The organism is Verrucomicrobiaceae bacterium (assembly GCA_016713035.1).
In the GTDB taxonomy this organism is placed as follows: Bacteria; Verrucomicrobiota; Verrucomicrobiia; order Verrucomicrobiales; family Verrucomicrobiaceae; genus Prosthecobacter.
Genome location: JADJPW010000001.1, coordinates 244,648 through 261,089, shown reverse-complemented (window position 1 = coordinate 261,089; position 16,442 = coordinate 244,648). Strand labels below are relative to the sequence as shown.

The following is a 16,442-nucleotide window of genomic DNA, read 5'->3' as shown; positions in this document are numbered from 1 at the left end:
CGAGAACGGAAAACCGCGCCGCCCATGCTCTTTACCGCCACACGCTCACGCCTTGCCTTCGGACTCGGCTTTGCTGGCTTTGTCCTCATCGGCACCCTGGTGCTGCTCCTCTGGCTACGTCACCGCCAGGAGGATGAGGCACGGCATCTCTTCGAAAAAGTCGCCCAACAAAGCGCCGAGCTCGTCCGGCAGATGAATCTACCGCGCAGCGAAAAGCTCGCCCATGATCTAGAGCGCCTCACAGAAATGAGCATCCAGTTCCGCCCCGCCGGCAGTGACCTGCCTGTGCGCTCCACCACCCCAGACAGCATCACGATCCTGCTCGATGGAGCCCATGAGATGGTCTTCACACGCTCTCACCCCGCTGCCACTCTCACCCTCGCTGATCCCGCCACGCGGAATGCGCTACTCGCCTTCTGGTTCGCCTCTGGTGCAGTGGGATGGCTCTTTGCACGCGAGCGTGGGAAGCGGGCAGAGTCCGAGCGGCTCGCCATGCTCGGGCGAGTCGCCACCAGCCTCGCGCACGACATTAAAAACCCACTCGCTTCCATCCAGCTCCACTCCCAACTCCTCCAGCCCAGTGGCGAGGAGGATGCCAAAGCAGTGCAACTCATCGAAAGCGAATCCCGTGTCATCGAAGGCCTCGTCAATCAGTGGCTCCACCTCGCCAATCCGCTCCCGCCCGTGCTCACACGGCTCGATCTCACCGCCTGCGTGCATGGCGTCGTCCAAAACATCTCCCCGCAGGCCACGCATGCCAGCGTTCAGATCACAAACAGCCTCGCTGCTCCCTATTGGGTCCAGGGAGACTCCTCACGCCTCGCCCAAGCCTTCCGCAACATCCTCCTCAATGCCATCCAGGCCATGCCCCGCGGTGGCACCCTGCGCATTGAGAGGGAAGGCCCCGCCATGATCTTCACCGATAGCGGCCCCGGATTCTCCGAAGCCGCCCTAGCCCGCGGCACCGAACTTTTCTTCAGCGAAAAAGAAGGCGGCATGGGCGTGGGCCTCAACATCGTCTCCACCATCATCCAAGCCCACGGCGGCCAACTCACCATCCAAAACACCTCTCCCCACGGAGCCGCCGTGCGAGTGACCTTGCCACAGGCGGTTTGATCACCAATTCTTGATCCACTTCGAGCCCAACTGCGGATTGCTCTCTGTTTGCTTTGATGTCGCCATGATGTTCTCATCATCGCCAGAGAATGACCATAGATCGTAAGTTGAGTTTACCGTGTTGTTTTGGCCTGCTTCCGCCTTCGTGTATTGAAAAGGGGCACCGAAAGCATCCACTAGGATTCGTTTCCCGCCTACATCGCGCCAGAAGCTACTCGGCATGTCTTTAAAAATCCTCAGGCCAGACTCATCCTTGGTCCTTTGTTGGATCGCATCGCCTGCCTCTCCGGTCATCGCCTGATACAGGCATCTGGCCGCGCCGATGCGGTAAACTTTTCCAGGCATAACTTCGGCAGTTTCATCGCTATTCGATGGCTCCGGAAATTCACCATATTCATCATGATAAAGTTCCAAAGCTGACTCGACTGCTGTGAGCATGGACTCATTCGTTCGGCGCTTTCCATTTTTTAAAGCAATACTGCCAGAAGGCAGAAACAAAGCCGCCAACACAGCCAAAATGGCGAGGACAACCAGCGTTTGCACGAGCGTGAAACCAGCAAGCACAGAGTGATTTTTGAGCGATTTCATGCGCACATTCTACCCTTTTAGCCGAATCCTGACAATCATTGCCTTTTGACCGCATCCGGCACACCATCCCCACTCATGCGCATTCTCATCACAGCAGGTCCGACACGGGAGCCGCTCGATCCGGTGCGGTTCCTCTCGAACCGTTCCTCCGGGCGCATGGGCTATGCGCTGGCGGAGGCTGCATTGGCTGCGGGGCATGAGGTCGTGCTCATTTCCGGCCCTGTGAGCCTTTCGCCGCCTCCTGGAGCCGTCTTGGTGCCGGTAGAGACGGCGCGGCAGATGTTTGAAGCTGTGGCCGAGCACATCAGCAGTAGCCACATCGCGATCATGACTGCCGCTGTGGCCGATTACCGGCCCAAAACCACCGCAGGCCAAAAAATCAAAAAAAGTGCCGAGTCGCTCACTTTGGAGCTGGAGCGCACCGAGGACATTTTAGGCTCCGCACGGCCTCAATTCGGCTTTCGCGGCTTTTTGGTCGGTTTCGCCGCAGAAACAGAAAATCTGCTCGAAAACGCTCGTGAAAAACTCGCACGCAAAGACTGCGACCTCATCATCGCCAATGACGTCACACAGCCCGGCATCGGGTTTGACAGCGCAGAGAATGCCGTCACCCTCTGCTTTCCCGGTGGCCGGGCACTCCCGCTACCACGTCAGACAAAAACCGGCCTCGCGCGTGCTTTGCTCGCCGAGATTATCCCGCTAGCCCAGAAAAAAACCGCCTCGTGAACGACCTCCCAGCCCTCCTCGCCACCGCCACTGCCGCCGCACATGCCGCCGGCGCCTTCATCAAAGAAAACTTCGGCTCCGAGCTCACCGTCAACGAAATGCAGCGGCACGACATCAAGCTCGAGCTCGATGTGCGCAGTCAGCAACTCATCACCGAGATGATCCTCGCCGCGCATCCAGATCACGCCATCCTCGGTGAAGAAGGCGGCGATACAGGTGGAGATGGCCCTATCGAGTGGATCGTCGATCCCATCGACGGCACAGTGAATTACTTCTTTGGCATCCCGCACTTCTGCGTCTCCATCGCCGCACGCGACCGTGCGAGCAAAAAACTGCTCGTGGGCGTCATCTTTGATCCGATGCAGAACGAGACCTGGACCGGCGTCGCGGGCTCAGGGCCACTTTTGAATGGCAAACCTGTCCGATGCAGCACCCGCGCCACCATGGCCGAAGCCGTCGTCACGGTGGGCTTCAGCAAAAGCAAAGAGGCGCTCGATCTCGGCTTTGATCGCTACAAACGCATCGCCTACGAAGTGCGGAAAACACGCATGCTCGGCAGCGCCGCCCTCGCCATGGCCTACATCGCGAGTGGCAGGCTCGATGCTTATGTTGAGGAGCAAATCAGCCTCTGGGACATCGCCGCAGGCCAGCTCTTCATCGAAAACGCGGGTGGGAAAGTCACCACGAAGCCGAGCACCACCAAGCCCGGCACCATGTTCATCTGCGCCTGGAACGGCGTGCTGCCGATTCAGGAGTATCTGTAAAGTAGCGCTGTTCCTGCGGAACAGCACTGCCCTTGTTGCGCAGCAACAAGGCTACTTTAGGCCGCGACGTTCGCGAGCACCCATGGGGATGACGATGAGCAAAAGTAGTGCTGTTCCTGCGGAACAGCACAGCCCTTGTTGCGCAGCAACAAGGCTACTTTAGACCACCACGTTCACGAGCTTGCCGGGGACGACGATGACCTTCTTGGCGGGCTTGCCCTCCATGAATTCCTGCACGCGGGCGCTGGCGAGGGCGATTTTTTCGATCTCCTCCTTCGTGGCCTGGATGGGCACGCGGGCTTTGTCGCGTAGCTTGCCGTTCACCTGGAAGACGACCTCCACCTCGTCCTCGATGAGGGCGGCGGGATCGTATTTCGGCCAGGTTTCATCGCTGAGGAAGCTGGAAGCGGCCAAGGCGGGGAATTGGGAGCGGATGATCGCATTCAGCTCCTCGGCGAGATGCGGTGCGAAAGGACTGAGCACCTTGAGGAAGGTCACGATGGCTCCCGCAGGCTTCACTTCCGCTCCGGTGAAGGCATTGGTGCAGACCATCATCTGGCTGATCGCGGTGTTGAAGCTGAGCTTCTCGATGTCTTCGCCGCATTTCTTGATCGTCTCGTGCAGTGCTTTGGTGAGCTGCTTGTTCGCAGGCACGTCTTGCAGGGCCTTGGAGATGCTCCACACGCCTTCGTCATCGACTTCCATCACCAGACGCCACACGCGGGCGAGGAAGCGATACACGCCCTCGACGCCCTTCATGCTCCACGGCTTCACCTGCTCCAGCGGACCCATGAACATCTCATACAGGCGCAACGCATCGGCACCGTACTCACGCACGACGTCGTCGGGATTCACCACGTTGCCGCGGGACTTCGACATCTTCTGCCCATCTTCACCAAGGATGAGACCTTGGTTCACCAGACGCTGGAAAGGCTCCGGCGTGCTGACGTAACCGAGATCAAAGAGCACCTTGTGCCAGAAGCGGGCATAAAGCAGGTGGAGCACGGCGTGCTCGGTGCCGCCGACGTAGAGATCGACGCCGCCGGGGCGAGTCGGAGCGGAATGCTCAGTGCTTAGTGGGGGAGTGCTTAGTTTTTCAGAGTCTGAGGACTGAGCACTGGGCACTGAGCACTTGCCCGTCATCCAATACTTCTCGGCTTCCACACCGACAAAGCGCTCCGAATTGCGGGCGTCACAATACCGCAGGTAATACCAGCACGAACCGGCCCATTGCGGCATGGTGTTGAGTTCACGCGTGGCGGTGGCGGAGTAACGCACCCAATCCGTGGCCTTGGAGAGCGGAGGCTCGGGCGTGCCGGTGGGTTTGAAGTCTTCCAGCGTCGGCGGCAGCAGCGGCAGCTCGCTTTCGGGAATGCTGCGATGATTGCCGTCTTCCCACACAATGGGGAAGGGCTCGCCCCAGTAGCGCTGACGGCTGAAGAGCCAGTCGCGGAGTTTGAAATTGGTGGTGCCTTTGCCGAGGCCTTGTTCTTCGAGCCAGGCGGCGATTTTCTTCTTCGCTTCGGCGGTGGGCATGCCGTCGAGGAAGCCCGAGTTCACGGCGAAACCATCCTCTTGGAAGCAAACCAGCGGCTCCATCGTGCAAACGGGTGAGCCTTCGCCCACGAGCTTTGGTGAAGCGGCTACGACCTCACGAATCGGTAAGGCAAACTTCTGTGCGAACTCAAAGTCACGCACATCGTGTGCAGGCACGGCCATGATGGCTCCGGTGCCGTAGCCCATGAGGACGTAGTCGGCGATCCAGATGGGGATTTGCTCGTTGCTCACCGGATTGATGGCGAAAGCGCCGGTGAAGACGCCGGATTTGTCCTTCGAGAGCTCGGTGCGCTCCAGATCGCTCTTCCGCGCGGTCTTGGCGCGGTAATCCTCGACGGATGGAAGTTGCTCCTTGGTGACGATTTGATCCACCAGGGCATGCTCGGGCGCGAGGACCATGTAAGTCGCTCCGAAGAGGGTATCGGGGCGGGTCGTGAACACCGTTATGGAGTGCTCAGTGCTATGCACTTGGAATTTCACATGCGCACCTTCGCTGCGGCCGATCCAGTTCCGCTGGAGCAGCTTGATGCTTTCTGGCCAGTCGAGGCCGTCGAGTTCGTCGATGAGGCGCTGGGCGTAGGCGGTGATGCGCAGCATCCACTGGCGCATGGGGCGGCGCTCGACGGGGAAACCGCCGACTTCGCTTTTGCCGTCCACGACTTCTTCATTCGCCAGCACGGTGCCGAGCTGCGGGCACCAGTTCACTGGCGCGGAGGAGATGTAGGCGAGGCGTTTCGCGTCGATTTCCTCACGCGAGAGGCCTTTGGCTTCCAGTTCACTGATCGGATGCGCCTTGCCGTCGTCGCCGACGTAGGAGTTGTAGAGCTTCAGGAAGATCCACTGCGTCCATTTGAAGTAGCCGGGGTCGGTGGTGTTGACCTCGCGATCCCAGTCGTAGGCGAAGCCGAGGGATTTGAGCTGCTTGGTGAAGTTGGCGATGTTCGCCTCCGTGGTCACGCGGGGATGCGTGCCGGTTTTGATGGCGTATTGCTCCGCAGGCAGGCCAAAGGCATCCCAGCCCATCGGGTGCAGCACATTGAAGCCGGACATCTTTTTGAAGCGGCCGATGATGTCCGTGGCGGTGTAGCCCTCCGGGTGGCCGACATGGAGACCATTGCCACTAGGGTAGGGGAACATATCGAGCACGAAGTACTTCGGCTTGGAGGCATCGAAGTCGGCATCACCGGGGTTGGGCGTGCGGAAGGCCTTTTTCGCCTCCCACTCGCCCTGCCATTTCGGTTCAAACTCGGAGAAAGGGAAGGCTTTGCGCTGCTCGCTGGACATAGGGGCGCGGAAGAAGGCGAGGACGGGCCGAGTTCCAAGTTTAAAGTTGGAGGTTTCCAGTCCTGCGCCTGGAAGACTTAAAACTTTGGACCTGAAACTTGAAACCTCACTCGAAGAGCTTCGAGCCAGCCTTGTAGTGCTCGGCGTGCTCAGCCATGCGGATTTCCACGCGTTCGCGGATGGTGCGCTCGCCGATGCCATCATGCTTGGTGGCGACGAGGGCTTTGAGCAGGTCGATGAGGGACTTTACGTCGTCCATCATGACGTATTCGGGGGAGATTTGGCGCTGGACTCCGATGTTGTGGTAGTTGCCCAGCGGGACGGAGATGCCGACGCTGCGGATGCCGGCGGCTTGCACAGCGGTGGCCTCGCAGGCGCCGGCATCGAGCAGACAGCGCTGGACGCGGATGGCTTGTTCTTTCGCTGTCTTGGAGAGGATAGCGACGGCTTCGCTGTCAAAGACGCTCATGCGATCACCGACGCGGACCATGGGCCCTTCGCCCATGACGGCACCATTGACGGGGCGGCTGGTTTCGATGGAGACAAAGACGCTGTCTTTTCCAAAGGGCCAGTTTTGAGCCAGATGCCATGCTCCGAGCCAACCGACCTCTTCCGCACGCGTGAAGACGGCATGGACTGTGGTTTTGATTTCTAGCCGTGCGAGCTCTAGGAGCGTGGAGACGATGATGGCGCAGCCGATGAGGTCATCGCAGGCGGGGGCCTCGATGCGAGTGCCGGTGACTTTCACGGGGAAGTTCCAGGTGGCGATTTCGCCGTGGGATTTGCGCAGGCCGCTTTTGATGGCGCCATCCATTTCTGGAGTGACGCTGCCGCCGAGGAATTCCCAGCCGTCTTCGCCTTGTACAAAGGCGGGGTGATCCATGTGGGCTCCGAAGACCCAGGTGGGCTTGCTGCGGGAGGTGCCGTTTTTGTAAGTGGCGAGCAGGTTGCCGAATTTATCGCACTTGAGCTTCACATTCGGGCAGTCCTTCAGGATGGCCTCGATCTCAGCGCGGACATGGTACTCGTGAAAGGGAGCCGTGGGGAGCTTGAGAAGTCGTTTGAGGATGCTAGTGAGGGATTGGGCCATGTAGGCACCGTAACGCACTTTTCATCAACGCCAACTCTCTCGTGAAGAAGCTCCGTCATTTCCTAGAAACCGCTGTTTTGGAGTCGGTGGCGTGGATTTTGCCCCGATTGCCCCGTGGGCTGCTGCTGGCGCTGGCTCGCGGAGTAGGCTCGTTGGCGTTCTTTTTCGACAAACGTGGTCGCACGACGGCGCTGGAGAATCTGCGCTGTGCTTTCGGTGACCAGTATGATGATGCAGCTCGCCGTCGTATCGCCAAGGGCTCGTATCAGACTTTTGCGCGGACATTTTTGGATCTGTTCTGGTCCACGCGGCTGACTCAGAATAACTGGCAGCCCTTTTTCGACATCCACATCCCACAGCCAGAGATCGAGGCACAGGCGCGGCGCACCGGCGGCGTGTGGGTGACGCCGCATTTCGGGAATTTCGAGCTGGTGAGCATGGTATGGGGCTTTCGGGGCTTCCCATTCACCGTGGTGGCGCAGGATTTCAAAAATCCGGCTCTCACACGCCTTTTTAAGAAGCTGCGTGAGCAGAGTGGGCATACGATCATCCCGCAGGAGAATGCGATGCTGAAGCTGATGAAGACGCTGAAGCGCCAAGGCCACGCCGGATTGCTCACCGACTTAAATCTGGAGCCAGGGAAGGCTGCGGCGGCGATTCAGTGCTTTGGCATGTGGACCTGCGTGCCGACGCTGCATGTGGAGCTGGCGAAGCGGCTGGGACTCTCCATCATCACCGGTGTGTGCCGTCCGCTGCCAGATGGGCGCTATGAGGCGCGGCTCTTTGAGGCGATCCAGCCCGGGCCAGATGATGACACGCGTGAGCTGACGCAGCGTGTGTGGGATGATTTCGAAAAAGCCATCCGTGAGCACCCCGAGTGCTGGATGTGGATGTACAAGCACTGGCGCTACACGCCGCTAGCAGATGGCTCCGCACGTGATCCGGCCTATCCAGAGTATTCCTGGCCTTTGCCTTCCTTTTATGAAATGGTGCCGGAGTCGATGCGGACGAAGGCTTAGTCATTGTAAAACACCAAGCTCGCGATGCGCCAGCCTTGCGGTGTTTTGATGAGCGTGAAGCAATCTGTGCCCGTGACGACGCGTGAGCCCTGAGTGAGCTTCCAGCGCACGCTGGCCTGCGCGGTGCGGTCGTCCATGAGGATGCGCATGCTGGTAGGGATTTCCTTCATCGGCACGCTGGCGGTCTGGTGACCCATTTTTTGTCCATGCAGGAAATCCGTGAGCCCCTGCGTGTCAGCGACGCCGTCGTGCACAAAGGTCACGCGTGCCTGCGGGTGAAAGCAGCCACCATAGCCATCCATGTCCTGTGCAGACCAGGTGGAGAAATAGCGATCCAGGAAGGTGCGCACCGCAGGCTCATCCGGGTGAGCGGCGGGTGCGGATTGTGGTGCACAGGAAGCGAGTGCGAGGAGCAGCAGGCAAGAGAAATAGCAAAGGAAGGAATAAACCCAGCTCGGCATGCTGCGAGTGGGCGTATTCATTGCGCTGCGGTCAGGGTGCATCATTTAAAAGGCTTCTTCTTCGACTCCGAGGAGGCTGAGGAGTCGATTCATGTCCTCTGTGCCGTAGTAGTCGATCTCGATGCGGCCTTTTTTCTCCGAGTGATGGATGGTGACGTTTGTGGAGAGCCTGGAGATGAGCTTTTGCTCGACGGAGGCGATGGCGCTGTCCAGCTCACCTGCGCCAGCGGGCGGTGGCTTCGGAGCGGGTGGATGGAGGATCAGTTGGACTGCTTTTTCCGTGGCGCGGACCGTCAGCCCCTTTTGCACGATGTCGTGAGCGATCTTCTTTTGATCTTCAGGCTTCTTGAGCCCGAGAATGACCTTCGCGTGACCGGTGGTGATGATGGTGCTGGAGAGCATCTCCTGCACGCTCGTAGGTAGGTCGAGCAGGCGGATGGCATTGGCCACGGTGGCGCGGTTCTTGCCCACACGCTGCGCGATGTCCTCCTGCTTCATGTTGAAGTCCTTGGAGAGGCGGGCGTAGGCCTGGGCTTCCTCGATCGGATTGAGCCCCTCACGCTGGAGGTTCTCGATGAGGGCCATCTCCAGCACATCTTTATCACTGGCCTCGCGGGTGATGACGGGCACCTCTTTGAGCCCAAGCTCACGTGAGGCGCGGAAGCGGCGCTCACCGGCGATGAGCTCCAGCTTGCCTGCGACGCGGCGGACGATCAGCGGCTGAATGATGCCGTGCTCGCGGATGGACTCCATGAGCTCGGTGAGCTGCTCGGGCTGGAATTCTTTGCGCGGCTGGAGGGGGCTGGGGACGATCTGATCGAGCGAGACACGCTGTACGACATCACCGGGCGCTGGCTGGGCGAGCACAGGTGGGCGAGCGACGCCCGAGACAGCCGCTGGTGCTGAAATGAGTGCTCCGAGTCCTTTTCCGAGTGCGGGTTTTGCCATAGGCAGATGTCATAGAAAGCCACCGCCTGGATGCAAACCGGAATAGCGGCGGAAAATGTGCTTGCGCAAAAACTGGTGGTCCTGGGAGCGCCGCTCATGCTAGAAAATGCCGATGAAAATCCTACTCGCTCTGCTTTTACCGCTTTGTGTCACGCTCCAGGCCGAGCCGGGTGGCCCGCCAAACATCGTGCTGGTGATGGCGGATGATCAGGGCTGGGGGGACATGGCTTACAATGGTCACCCGCATCTTCAGACGCCGAATTTTGACGCTTTGGCCCGGGAGGGAGTGCGCTTTGACCAGTTTCATGCCGCTGCACCAGTGTGCTCGCCCACACGCGGTAGTGTGATGACGGGACGCACGCCGAATCGCTTTGGCTGCTTCTCCTGGGGGCACACGCTGCGCCCGCAGGAAGTGACGATCGCGGAGGTGCTGCAAAAGAGCGGCTACCGCACCGGGCACTTCGGGAAATGGCATCTCGGATCGGTGCAAAAAGCCAGCCCGGTGTCTCCAGGTGCGAGCGGTTTCGACGAATGGGTGTCTGCGCCGAACTTTTTCGACCTAGATCCCATTTTGAGCGACGCAGGAAAGGCCACGCAGTTTCACGGCGACAGCTCGGACGTGACGATGGATGTGGCGCTGAAGTTCATCCGCCGCTGCGCAGAAAAGGAGCAGCGTTTCTTCACGGTGATCTGGTTTGGCTCGCCTCACAGTCCCCACCGGGCGCTGGAGGCTGATCGTGCGCTCTATGCGGACCAGCCGGCGAACGTGCGTAACTTTTACGGCGAGATCACCGCGATGGACCGCGCTTTTGGACGACTGCGTAGCGAAATCAAAGAACTGGGCCTGCGTGACGACACGCTGCTGTGGTATTGCAGCGACAATGGTGCTTTGCCCAAAGTGGGTAGTGCGGGCAAGCGCCGTGGGAATAAGGGCAGCATCTATGAGGGCGGCTTGCCGGTGCCATCGCTGATCGAGTGGCCCGCGCAGTTCAAGAAGCCGCAGGTCATCAGCACGCCATGCGTGACCAGTGACATTTTCCCCACACTGCTGGCCATCACGGACTCCAAACTGGAAAAGCAGGTGCCTCTGGATGGTGAAAACCTCATGCCGCTGCTGGAGGGCGAAACGAACAAGCGCCGCAAGCCTATGGGATTCTGGGATCACCCCACGAAAGGCATCAGCACGCCCTCGGACAAATGGATGAGCGATTTACTCGCCGATCAGGCCAAAGGCATCGAACCGGCTGATCCCGCCCGCATCCGTGCTGATGCGGGCCAGATCACCACGCAGCATCCGCTGGATACATTTTTAGGCCATGCTGCGTGGACTGACTGGCCGTGGAAACTGCACCGCATCGAGAAAAAAGGCTCGGATGTGAGCTGGGAGCTCTACAACCTCTCCACCGACCCGGAGGAGCAAAACGTGCTCATCGCCGAGCAGCCAGAACGTGTGGCCGAAATGCGTCAGCAGCTCGAAGACTGGCTAGAAAGCGTCGTGCGGAGCCTGAATGGTGTGGAAGATGCGGTGAAGCCGTGATGCCTTGATTCATCATCCGTCCAAATTTTTGCCGCAGATTCAGGAAAACCACAGATGGAATTGTTCGGGAGAAAATCGGCGGCTTTCCTGAATCTGTGGCAAGACCTTCCCGATCACTCCACAAAAAGGAACTCATTGCTCATCATCAGCACTTGGGCGAGCTGGCTGGTGGGAGACTGCGGGCGCTGGCGACCGAAGGGCCAGTGGGAGGCGTCGCAGAAGTCATTTTTGGCATTGGTGAGCACTTCGTCTGTGTCCGCGCGGTGGATGATGGGCTGCCAGTCGAAGCTGTCACTATCCGTGCCGCCGATGTTGTGGACGATGAAGCTGATGACATCCCCCGCTTTCACGGCGGTGGTGAGCTGGATGGGCGATTTTTTTGCCTGCGGAGTAGCGGTGCTTTCGGTGAGGATGACGGTGCGGCTGCTGTGGACCCAGCCACGCACGCCGTCGCCACGATCACTGCTGCGGCTGAGCACGCTTTCGATACGGATCTGCATGTCGGCAGGTGCATGCCAGCGTGAGGTGACGACGTAGCCGTTCGGAGCGGCGTGGCCGCCGTAGTTGGCCCAAAAGGCGTGGCCCCATTGTTTGTCGGGGATTTTTTCGCCGGGACTCCAGAGCTTCTGTCCACCGCCTGCACGCTCGGTGAGGTGGGTGAAGGGCTGGAAGTCGCTGAAGGTGTTGTCGCCATGGAGTTTCATCATGCCGTAGCTCCAGCGGAAGGGTTTTTCGCCGTTGAGGGCCTCTGCTTCCTTGATGAACTGCTGGGCGAGGGTGAGCTCGTCTTTCGTGGGTGTGCGGGCGAGGATGCGGCGGTAGAGCGATTCGACCTCGGCTGTGGCGAAGATGTCTGCGCGGGCACGCATGAAGGGGCTGTTCATCAAAAAGAGGGACTGCTGTGGCACGGTGGTGTTGAAGCGCTGTGGGCTATGGCTTTCCGGGTTGGCGAAGTCGAACATAGCGGGCACGGAGGCTTGGTCGTAGCGATCCACTTTCAAATACAGCGTGCGGCGAGTGTCGGCGTCCTTCGCCGTGAGCTCGATAGCTCGTCCTCCGCGTTTTTGGGCATCGAGCTCGCCCGTGGCGGAGAGGATGGCATCCCGCATGGTCTCGTAATCGAGGCGCTGGCGGTTGAAACGGCTGAGGAGCTCATTGTCGGCGTCTTTGAGCAGTTTTTCCGGTGTGGCGTGGCTGCTCTGCTGCCATGTGCGGCTGGTCAAAATGAGGGTGTGGAGCTTTTTGAGGCTCCAGCCGTTTTGGATGAAGTAGTCGGCCAAAAAGTCGAGCAGGTCCGCTTGCACGGGGCGCTGTGTCTGCACGCCAAAGTCGCTGGGCTGGGCGACGAGCGGCTTGCCGAAGTGCTGCATCCAGACGCGATTGACGAGGACGCGTGCGGTGAGCGGATTGTCTTTGCTGGCGATGCGGTTGGCTAGCTCGAGCCTGCCGCTGCCATCTGTGAATTTTTGTCCGCCGAACATGGTGAGCCAGGCACGCGGCGCAGGCTCGCCCTGGCGTGCGGGATTGCCACGCATGAAGACGCGGACGTCTTCGGGCTTGGGTTTATCCAGCAGCACCATGGCGCGGGGTGGGGCACCGGGGTGGGTGCTGTCGAGCTTGGTGCGTTCGTTTTCGTTTTTGACCACGGTTTCGCGGTCTTTGCGGGTGAGGAAGGCGTCTATCTGCTCCACGGGCACGGAGAGTGGGCAAAGTGGGTCTTGGAGGAGTTTGGAGTCGATTTTCCCAGTGGCGAATAATTGACCATAAATGCTGGCGACGTCGGGAAGCGACTTGGGGGCTTTTTTCACGATTTCGGCGGCGACGGGGTCATTGGGCGTTTTCGCGAGTTCGGTGGTGATGGAGGCGAATTGCTCGGGTTTGGCCTCTGCGTAGCGTTTCCATGTCGTGAGAGCTGGGTGCGGCTTTGGATTGAGTGCGTAGCGCTTCAGGAAGTTTTTCCACTTGAAGGCGACGCTGTCGCGGAGCTGGCGCTGGCCAGCTTTGCCACGGAATTCGGCATCTTTTTCCATGTGCTGCGTTTCCTGGGCGAAGAGCAGGTAACTGGCGATCTGCGTGGGCGTGCGCAGTTCAGCGTGGATTTTCTTTTTGAAGTCGAGGAGCTTTTTGTCGATCTCGGCGACTTTTTGGTCGTAGTCGGCGGCATCGGCTGGATTGGCGGCTTTGCCGATGATGGGCATGGCGGGGTCTTCCGGCTCGGTGCAGCTATTCATGACGCTGTAGAGGGCGTAATAGTCACGGCTGGGGATGGGATCGAATTTATGATCGTGGCAGCGTGCGCAGCCGATGGTGAGTCCGAGTAAGCCGCGTCCGATGACATCAATGCGGTCATCGGTGATGAGCACGCGGTCGTTGATGAAGCGTTCACCAATATTGAAGAAGCCGAGGGCTGCTAATTGCGGTGAATCCGGTGATGAAACGCGGTCTGCGGCGAGCTGGCGGATGATAAACTGGTCGTAGGGCATGTCATCGTTGAGCGATTTCACGACCCAATCGCGGTAGGTGTAGGCGTAGGGATAAAAGTTGGAGCGGCCGGCGACTTGGTAGCCGTTCGTGTCGGCGTAGCGGACGACATCGAGCCAGATGCGTGCCCATTTTTCGCCGTAAGCGGGCGTCGCGAGGAGCTTCGCGATGGTGGACTGCGGATTGCTGCGGATGGAGGATTGGAGCTCGTCGTAGCTCGGTGGTAGGCCTGTGAGGGAGATATAAATGCGGCGAACCAGTGTGGCTGAGTCTGCGGTAGGAGCGAAGTCGAGGCCAGCGGCCTGGAGTTTTGCCGCGACGAGTTGATCGAGGGATTTTGAGCGATCAGCTTTCACGGGCTGAAAGGCCCAATGCTGCATGGGATCGGCCTTTTCAGTGTGGGAGGCGGTTTCTGCCTCTGGGGGCCAGGGGAGTCCGAGCTGGACCCATTTTTCGAGTGCGGCGATTTCGCTGGAGGTGAGCTTGTCGCCTTTTTTTGGCATGGCTTCGACGCCGGGGGCGTGTGTGATGGCCTTGATGAGCTTGCTGGCGGCGGGTTGGCCGGGTTCGACGACTTTGCCGTAATCGCTGCCGCGCAGGACGGCGGCGCGGGAGTCGAGACGGAGGCCGTTTTGGTGCTTATGTGCTCCGTGGCATTCATAGCAACGCTCGGCGAGGACGGGGCGGACGCTTTTCTCAAAGAACTCGATCTGGTCTGGTGGAAAGCTATCCGCAGCGACAGCGAGGCCGCTCCAGGCGAGGGAGAAGATGACTAGGCGAAGGGACATTTTTGGGGGACGGAGGAAACGCGGATGAGGGAGGTGATCTAGCGGAGGAGCGAGTTGCAGGAGGCTCGAAGCACACTGTTGCACTTCACTCGGCATTCGTCATGCTGCTGCGTCATACGTTCCATGCTACTCGCTGCCGCTCTCTTGCTCTACTTCGCTCTTTTGGCGTTATTGGCGGTCATTTCTGCGGCGGAGACGGCGATCCATAGCGCACGCGATTTGGAGCAGGAGCTGCTAGCGGCGGGTGAGGGCTCTGTGGCGCGGCGGTTGCGTGAGATCACGGTGAATCCCTTTGCGCAGATGCAGCGCTCGCTGCTGGTGTCTGCGGCGCTGAATCTGTCGCTGGCGGCGCTGAGTCTGTGGATCATCACGGGACCGTTGCGTGAGGCGGGATGGCGCCCCTGGCTGCCTGGCGGGGTGCTTTTCGGCGGAGTGCTGCTGTTTGGTGATTTGTTGCCGAAGTTTCTCGCGGCGAGATCGCCCTCTGCGGTGCTGCTGGGCAGTCTGCGGCTGCTGAGGCCGTTGCGTGCGGTTTTGGACCCGGTGACAAATTTGGCGGATCGTGCTGCGGATGCTTTGCTGGCCCGCTTTGTGCCGCAGCATGTGAAGACGCGGCTGCCGGTGACGCGGGAGGAGTTTGAGACACTGGTGGAGATGCCTCATGAGCAGGGAATCTTGGAGGAGAGTGAGAGCGCGATGATCCATGAGGTGCTGGACATCGAGGGGCTGACGGTGCGTGACTGCATGATCCCGCGTGTCGATCTGGCGCTGGTGAGTGCAGAGGACTCGGAGGCGAAGATCGCTGGGCAGCTCGAGCGTGCGGCGGGGCGTTTTGTCATCGTGTATGGTGAGACGCCGGACAGTGTCGTGGGTTTATTGGATGTGTCAGAGTGGCGGCATGCTGGACGGCCTGCCTGGCGTGGGCTGCTGCGGCCTCCGGTCTTTGTGCCGGAGACGATGCCTATTCTGGATGCACTGCGTGAGCATCTGCATGCGAATGATGCGCCACTCATCATCGTGGATGAGTACGGTGGTCTGGAGGGGCTGGTGACGCGGCGTGAGATCGCGGACTGGCTGCTCTATGATACGGCTCCATGGCTGGGTGAGGCATCTGAAATCCGTGAGCTAGGGCAGGGGCGCTATCTGGTGGATGGTGGCACGCGTCTGGATCATCTGCGTGATGAGCTAGGCATCCCATTCGATGATGAGGGCGGGATCGACACGCTGGGTGGGCTAGTTTTTAACCAGCTCGGCCATGTGCCAAAGCCGGGTGAGCGATTGAAGCTGCATGAGGCAGACATTAAGGTGCGCCGTGTGGTGCGAGCGCGGATTCAGGAGCTGGAGGTGCGCTGGGAGGGGACTGGTGGCTCCTTCTAGCGTGATCAAAGCTCTGCATTGACGATGGGCTTCACGCTGCGGAGTGCCTCTGCGTAGCGCACGCCGCTGGCGAGGCCGCGGTAGCGGGAGAGGACGGTCTTGGTGTCCATGGCGGCATCTACCTTGGCTGGGTCGTATTCTTCTTTGCGCACGAAGGCCATGAGGCGGCCGAGCCACTCGCGCGAGGCCTCCCACTCGGGGGTGACATCGACGTAGGTGTCTGGCTCGAAGCCGATGGTGTGACCGGGACCGTTGTCATACCAATAAACGCGGGAGGGGACGCGAGCCTCTTCGATGCCGAGCAGGCGAGCGGGCTGGTGCAAGGCAGCGTGGCAGATGGCGCTGGCGGCCTCATGGTCTGGGTGGCGGTCACGCGGCCAGAGCATGAAGGCGGTGTCTGGCTTCACATCGGCGACGACTTGGGCGACGGCACGTTTTGCCTCCAGAGTGGGCTCGAAGCCCATGCTCTTCCAAGGGAGGAAGCGCATCTCCATGCCGCGCTCACGGGCCATGTCGGTGCTGAGTTTGAGCAGATCCTGGTCACGTCCGCGAACGGGGGGCCAGTTTGAGTAATCACCGATGAGGCTGAGGATGACGACTCGCTGGTGCTTCTTTACCGCCCGTAGCAGCGTGCCAGGTATGCCGAAGACACAGTCGTCGTAGTGAGCGCCGATGGCGAGGATGGTGCGGTTCATGGTATGCGGAG

General features: G+C 59.9%; 13 protein-coding genes. 6 read left to right on the top strand and 7 right to left on the bottom strand.

Features of this window, described 5'->3' with window-relative positions:
- The first annotated feature begins 24 nt into the window (after positions 1-24).
- Positions 25-1,116: a HAMP domain-containing histidine kinase gene (locus IPK32_01115; GenBank protein ID MBK8090619.1), complete on the top strand. Its 1,092-nt coding sequence runs from the start codon at positions 25-27 to the stop codon at positions 1,114-1,116.
- Here IPK32_01115 and IPK32_01110 read toward each other — a convergent pair whose 3' ends face one another.
- The gene (locus IPK32_01110; protein MBK8090618.1) at positions 1,117-1,704 is read right to left on the bottom strand and encodes a hypothetical protein; all 588 of its coding nucleotides are present in this window, start codon (positions 1,702-1,704) and stop codon (positions 1,117-1,119) included. It lies immediately after the preceding gene.
- A 75-nt stretch (positions 1,705-1,779) separates the two neighbouring features.
- On the opposite strand from IPK32_01110, the gene IPK32_01105 reads away from it, so the two are divergent.
- Positions 1,780-2,430: a phosphopantothenoylcysteine decarboxylase gene (locus IPK32_01105; GenBank protein MBK8090617.1), complete on the top strand. Its 651-nt coding sequence runs from the start codon at positions 1,780-1,782 to the stop codon at positions 2,428-2,430.
- Positions 2,427-3,194, top strand: coding sequence for an inositol monophosphatase (locus IPK32_01100; protein ID MBK8090616.1), 768 nt, complete (start codon positions 2,427-2,429; stop codon positions 3,192-3,194). The genes IPK32_01105 and IPK32_01100 overlap by 4 nt, the downstream gene beginning before the upstream one ends.
- 159 nt (positions 3,195-3,353) lie before the next feature.
- On the opposite strand, the gene IPK32_01095 is transcribed toward IPK32_01100, so the two are convergent.
- Both IPK32_01095 and IPK32_01090 read right to left on the bottom strand, forming a co-directional pair.
- A complete protein-coding gene (locus IPK32_01095) occupies positions 3,354-6,035 on the bottom strand; it encodes a leucine--tRNA ligase (protein ID MBK8090615.1) in 2,682 nt (893 codons plus the stop codon).
- A gap of 106 nt (positions 6,036-6,141) precedes the next feature.
- The gene (locus IPK32_01090; GenBank protein MBK8090614.1) at positions 6,142-7,125 is read right to left on the bottom strand and encodes a M20/M25/M40 family metallo-hydrolase; all 984 of its coding nucleotides are present in this window, start codon (positions 7,123-7,125) and stop codon (positions 6,142-6,144) included.
- Positions 7,126-7,166: 41 nt separating this feature from the next.
- Here IPK32_01090 and IPK32_01085 point away from each other — a divergent pair, with 41 nt between their 5' ends.
- Positions 7,167-8,144 (top strand): lysophospholipid acyltransferase family protein, encoded by a 978-nt coding sequence (locus IPK32_01085; protein ID MBK8090613.1) that lies wholly within the window; start codon positions 7,167-7,169, stop codon positions 8,142-8,144.
- On the opposite strand, the gene IPK32_01080 is transcribed toward IPK32_01085, so the two are convergent.
- Both IPK32_01080 and IPK32_01075 read right to left on the bottom strand, forming a co-directional pair.
- A complete protein-coding gene (locus tag IPK32_01080; GenBank protein MBK8090612.1) occupies positions 8,141-8,650 on the bottom strand; it encodes a nuclear transport factor 2 family protein in 510 nt (169 codons plus the stop codon). The genes IPK32_01085 and IPK32_01080 overlap by 4 nt on opposite strands.
- Positions 8,651-9,553: a ParB/RepB/Spo0J family partition protein gene (locus IPK32_01075; GenBank protein MBK8090611.1), complete on the bottom strand. Its 903-nt coding sequence runs from the start codon at positions 9,551-9,553 to the stop codon at positions 8,651-8,653. It lies immediately after the preceding gene.
- Between the two features lie 106 nt (positions 9,554-9,659).
- Here IPK32_01075 and IPK32_01070 point away from each other — a divergent pair, with 106 nt between their 5' ends.
- Positions 9,660-11,090 (top strand): sulfatase-like hydrolase/transferase, encoded by a 1,431-nt coding sequence (locus IPK32_01070; protein ID MBK8090610.1) that lies wholly within the window; start codon positions 9,660-9,662, stop codon positions 11,088-11,090.
- Between the two features lie 113 nt (positions 11,091-11,203).
- Here the strand turns inward: IPK32_01070 and IPK32_01065 are convergent, their stop codons facing one another.
- The gene (locus IPK32_01065; GenBank protein ID MBK8090609.1) at positions 11,204-14,359 is read right to left on the bottom strand and encodes a PSD1 domain-containing protein; all 3,156 of its coding nucleotides are present in this window, start codon (positions 14,357-14,359) and stop codon (positions 11,204-11,206) included.
- Between the two features lie 123 nt (positions 14,360-14,482).
- On the opposite strand from IPK32_01065, the gene IPK32_01060 reads away from it, so the two are divergent.
- Positions 14,483-15,736, top strand: coding sequence for a DUF21 domain-containing protein (locus IPK32_01060; GenBank protein ID MBK8090608.1), 1,254 nt, complete (start codon positions 14,483-14,485; stop codon positions 15,734-15,736).
- A gap of 5 nt (positions 15,737-15,741) precedes the next feature.
- Here IPK32_01060 and IPK32_01055 read toward each other — a convergent pair whose 3' ends face one another.
- Positions 15,742-16,431 carry a PIG-L family deacetylase gene (locus tag IPK32_01055; protein MBK8090607.1) on the bottom strand — a complete coding sequence of 230 codons (690 nt, stop codon included), beginning with the start codon at positions 16,429-16,431 and terminating at the stop codon, positions 15,742-15,744.
- Between the last annotated feature and the right edge of the window lie 11 nt (positions 16,432-16,442).

Excerpts from the sequence above, each read along its gene's own strand:
- IPK32_01115 (MBK8090619.1), top strand. The coding sequence starts at position 25 with ATGCTCTTTACCGCCACACGCTCACGCCTTGCCTTCGGACTCGGCTTT.
- IPK32_01110 (MBK8090618.1), bottom strand. The coding sequence starts at position 1,704 with ATGAAATCGCTCAAAAATCACTCTGTGCTTGCTGGTTTCACGCTCGTG.
- IPK32_01105 (MBK8090617.1), top strand. The coding sequence starts at position 1,780 with ATGCGCATTCTCATCACAGCAGGTCCGACACGGGAGCCGCTCGATCCG.
- IPK32_01095 (MBK8090615.1), bottom strand. The coding sequence starts at position 6,035 with ATGTCCAGCGAGCAGCGCAAAGCCTTCCCTTTCTCCGAGTTTGAACCG.
- IPK32_01090 (MBK8090614.1), bottom strand. The coding sequence starts at position 7,125 with ATGGCCCAATCCCTCACTAGCATCCTCAAACGACTTCTCAAGCTCCCC.
- IPK32_01080 (MBK8090612.1), bottom strand. The coding sequence starts at position 8,650 with ATGATGCACCCTGACCGCAGCGCAATGAATACGCCCACTCGCAGCATG.
- IPK32_01075 (MBK8090611.1), bottom strand. The coding sequence starts at position 9,553 with ATGGCAAAACCCGCACTCGGAAAAGGACTCGGAGCACTCATTTCAGCA.
- IPK32_01070 (MBK8090610.1), top strand. The coding sequence starts at position 9,660 with ATGCCGATGAAAATCCTACTCGCTCTGCTTTTACCGCTTTGTGTCACG.
- IPK32_01065 (MBK8090609.1), bottom strand. The coding sequence starts at position 14,359 with ATGTCCCTTCGCCTAGTCATCTTCTCCCTCGCCTGGAGCGGCCTCGCT.
- IPK32_01060 (MBK8090608.1), top strand. The coding sequence starts at position 14,483 with ATGCTACTCGCTGCCGCTCTCTTGCTCTACTTCGCTCTTTTGGCGTTA.
- IPK32_01055 (MBK8090607.1), bottom strand. The coding sequence starts at position 16,431 with ATGAACCGCACCATCCTCGCCATCGGCGCTCACTACGACGACTGTGTC.